1 protein-coding gene is annotated in these 501 nt (G+C 70.9%); it reads left to right on the top strand.

The window, feature by feature from the left end; genetic code table 11:
- The coding region (locus K4B79_RS47510; protein WP_232033714.1) for an AMP-binding enzyme at nucleotides 1–501 on the top strand (501 nt) is incomplete at both ends.

Genomic DNA, 501 nt, shown 5'->3' with positions numbered 1-501 from the left:
CCTGCTGGGCATCCCGGTGATCGACCACTGGTGGCAGACCGAGACCGGCTGGCCCATCGTCGCCAACCCGGTGGGCATCGAGACCGCTCCCCTCAAGCCCGGCTCCCCCACCCTCCCGCTGCCCGGATGGGACGTCCGCGTCCTCGACGCGTCGGGCGAGCCGGTACCCGCGGGCGTCGACGGCGCGATCGTCGTGAAGCTCCCCCTGCCGCCCGGCGCGCTCCCCACCCTCTGGAACGACGACGACCGCTACCTCGCCTCCTACCTCTCCGCCTACGACGGCTACTACCTCACCGGCGACAGCGGACACATCGACCACGACGGCTACGTCTTCGTCATGGGCCGCACCGACGACGTCATCAACGTCGCCGGACACCGCCTGTCCACCGGCAGCATGGAAGAGGCCCTGGCCGCCCACCCCGACGTCGCCGAATGCGCCGTCATCGGCGTCGCCGACGAACTCAAGGGCCAGATCCCGCGCGGCTTCGTCGTCCTGAAAGC

Origin of the sequence: Streptomyces lincolnensis (assembly GCF_021173675.1) — a bacterium.
GTDB lineage: Bacteria > Actinomycetota > Actinomycetes > Streptomycetales > Streptomycetaceae > Streptomyces > Streptomyces lincolnensis_B.
Note: the sequence above shows the minus strand (reverse complement) of the source record. Positions and strands in the feature narration are given on the sequence as shown.